Here is a 3481-nt window from a genome sequence, read left to right as displayed (position 1 = left end):
CACTATGCCGAGGACCGGCTGCAGCAGGCCGATGTCCTGGCCATCGCCAACATCTTCAAGGCCCTGAGCAAGGCGCAGTTGTCCGACGATCTCGGTGTGCTGGCAAAGCCGGGGCTGGACCKGCTGGAGGCGCTGCGCGCCACGCCCGCCTTCGAGCGCGACAACAACCTGGAGACAATGGGCAATCTGTGCGTCGCCCTGCTGCCGCTGGCGCGCAGCCGGCGGCCGGCGTTGCGCTGGTATCGCAGGTCGGCGCTGAACCTGCTCAACGCCATCCAGCCGGTGGTGGAGCGCAAGATCGAGGCGCATCTCGAGGCMGGCCAGGCCGAGCGCGACAGCGGCGCCAATGCAAGYCGCTGCCCGGCGCTGTCGATCTATCAGGTGCTCAAGACCCGCGCGGTGCTGGAGAAGCTCTACCGGCGGCCCTATGTCGAGGGCGACAAGCTCGCCTTGCGGCGCCGCCAGGARGAGCTGCACGCCAAGACCAGCCAGATCCTGGACAGCGCCCGCGCCCTCATCGAGGCCGACCTTTCCAACATGAGCTGGAACGTGATCGCCGAGATCGAGGCGGAGGGGCCGCTCGACGCGCTCGACACCTTCATGGCGCAGAACGCGCCGAGCATCCAGGCCCAGCATGYCGCCGCCGTCTTCGATGTCCATGGCGTGCTTGAGGCCATGGACCACGAGCCGCGGCCGCCGCAGGGCGATGCCGGATTGATGCGGCTGCCGGTGGTCGACATGCAGGGGCGGCCGCTGCCTGGCGAAGCGGAGCTGCGCTATTCCATCTTCCACCGCCTGACATCGGGAGCTGTCAAGGTGGTTGCGGTGCAGCTGCCGGGCAAGCCGAGCGCCTTCATGCTGGCGCGCACGCTCAGCGTCGAGGGCGTGCCCTACCGCATGGACCTGTTCGGCGGCAGCAAGCTGAAGGCGCCGCAAAAGACCCTGGCCCAGCTCGCCGCCCGCCTGCCCGGCGCGGCCGACGAGGCCACCGGCGGCAAGCTTTTGGCGATCCCCTATGCCGACACGGCGCCGGGGACGGCCTTCGAGCAGCTGGYGCGGGCCTGGGCGCCGTTCAAGGAAGCCTATTACTACACCCAGCGCCGCGGCTTTGCCGCGCCGCCGGACATCGCCGGACTTGGCCCGCACGACTATGCGCTTGAAGGCGCCTTCAGGCTGTCGCTGCTGCCCGACCGCCCGGCAGGGGCAGCGCATCCCTTCAGGCTCGCCGGGCCGGACGGCCCGATCGCCTTGCGGCCGCATGACGGCTGCGGCTTCATCAGGGCCTCGCTGGCCGAGCRCATGCCGGCCATCGCCCGGGCCGTGCGCCCGGACGGCGCCGCGCCGGTGCGTGTCTTTGGCCAGGACAAGCGAACCTCGGTGCCGGCCTCGGCCCTGCAGCATTATCCGCGCAGCGCAGCGGTGGCCGAGGAGACGCGCGAGAAGGCCGAGGCCTGGCTCGGCAGCCGTAAGCAGCCKMGGCTGACGGCCGAGGAGCTGTTTCGGACCGTCACCTCGGGCCACATCGACGGCCCGGGCGCCGTCGCCGTGCCGTCCGGCGACGGACGCCTTTATGTGCCGACGCTCAAGAGCGAGACCTTGACCGGCGACGGCGGCGTGCTTGTCGGGCGCTCGCCCTACGACAAGCCGAACCTGCGTCCGTTCGCCGCCGRCCAGGTCAGGTCGGCGCGCGACGGCGACGCGACCGCGGCRTTCCTGGACCGGTGCGTGGCCTTYCAGTACAGCTTCAACGTCGCGCACAAGTCGGGGRARAGGCTTGCCGCCGACGATCCGACCTTGTTTGCCAAGGGCATCCTGATCGTTGTGCCCGACCAGATGTGGCCGGCCGACTTCGCCGAGCGTTCGGTGGTGATGTCGGCCGAGGACGTCAAGTGCCATTCGCACTGGCTYGAGGGCAAGGACCGGGTCAAGGCCGAYACCGGGCTCGACTGCGTCGGCATCCTGCAGGCGACGGAGGTGTTCGCGCCCGGCTCGCTGGTTGCGGTGCCGAGCGCCGAACAAAAGAAGCTCGACGGCGATTTCGACGGCGACACCGTTGTCATCGTCGGCGACCGGCCCAGGCTCTACGAGCATGTGCGCCAGTTCGACCAGAAGGAGCAGGCGCGCGGCCAGGCCTCGCTGAAGCCGCYGAAGTCGCACACGCCGGCCATCGAGAACGGCAGCTACCAGTTCAGCCGCTCCCGGCAGATCCTGTCGGCCACCCAGCAGGTGCTGGAGACCTACAGCTGCCTGCAGCGCAACCTCCTGGCGCAGCCGCTTGAAGCGCAACGCTGGTTTGCCGAGCGTGCCGTCTTCGGCACCTACGAGGGCATTCACCATGAGCTCARGRCCGACATCCGCGCCCAGCTGCAGGCAGAGCGGCCGGACGGCCAGGCCATGCAGGGGCTCCTCSAGAGGGCCAGGCAGGACGGCGAGGCGGYYCGGCATCCGGTGGCCCGCGAACTGGCCGCCTTGCTGGTCAGCGAGCTCGAGGCCTGGGCCCTCCAGGGCAATGGGGAGCAGCCAAGCGCGCAGCCCGGCGTCACCGGGCCTGGCGTCAGCGCCGCCGCCGGCGCGCTGTTTCCCGAGCTTGCCGAATCCTATCCGGCGGCCGCCGACGCCAGGGAGCGCGTCGAGCTCCTGCTCGACCACTGCCGGGCGCGCATCACGCCGCGGCCCGACGGCTACAACCCGCACGATCTGCATGAAAGCGCCATCAACCTGTTGAGCGTCGGCATCAAGGTCGGCACCGACGCCTACAAGTCCGATACCGGGGCGCGGCTGTTCATGAAGAAGAGCGCCGAACTGCAGCGGCTCCTGAAGCAGATCCCGGGCCTGAAGCCGGCGCCCTATGTCAAGTCGCTGGCGGCAACGCTGCACCAGGGCCGCTTCGACGTCGACGCCAGCCTGGCGGATCTGAAGGACAATCCGACGCTGGCGGCCTCGGTCATGGAGGCCTCGAYCAAGCTCGCCGCCGCSAACGGCATCCTGCCCAGCCCCTTGGACGTCGCCGCCGCCGACGACCCCGCCGCCACGATCACGCTGAGCCGCGAGCAGGCCCTGGAGCACGCCAGGCGCGCGGCCCAGCGCGCCGCGGCGGAAGAAGGCGCCATCACCGCGAACGCGCAGGCGGTCGCCGCGCTTTTGCGGCAGGCCGGCATCGACGTCTCCATGCCGCATCTCGAGCAGCGCCTGCGCGGGCGCGATTCGATGGCCGACGGGCTCACCGGCCAGAGCGTCAGCGCTGCGCCCGAGGCCCAGCTGGTCACCAATGCGGTGCGCCATGTCTTCGAGATCCCGGACGCGGCCTTGACGCGCGCCTTCAAGGCGGCCGTGCTGGCCTTCGAGGAGCGCGGCTGCAGCGAGGTCGAGACCACCAACTGGTTCAGGATGCGCACGCCGCGCTTCCTCGCCATCCGCACCGTGTTCAGCACCCCGCAGGGCTATCGCTTCGAGGTCGAGTTCCATACGCCGGCCAGCTACC

General features: G+C 70.1%; 1 protein-coding gene. It reads left to right on the top strand.

Annotation, left to right across the window (positions count from 1 at the left end):
- A partial coding sequence (locus tag ORS3428_RS06620; RefSeq protein WP_071095721.1) for a shikimate kinase occupies positions 1-3481 on the top strand: 3481 nt, incomplete at both ends.

Origin of the sequence: Mesorhizobium sp. ORS 3428, assembly GCF_001854785.1 — a bacterium.
Taxonomy (GTDB): domain Bacteria; phylum Pseudomonadota; class Alphaproteobacteria; order Rhizobiales; family Rhizobiaceae; genus Mesorhizobium.
Note: the sequence above shows the minus strand (reverse complement) of the source record. Positions and strands in the feature narration are given on the sequence as shown.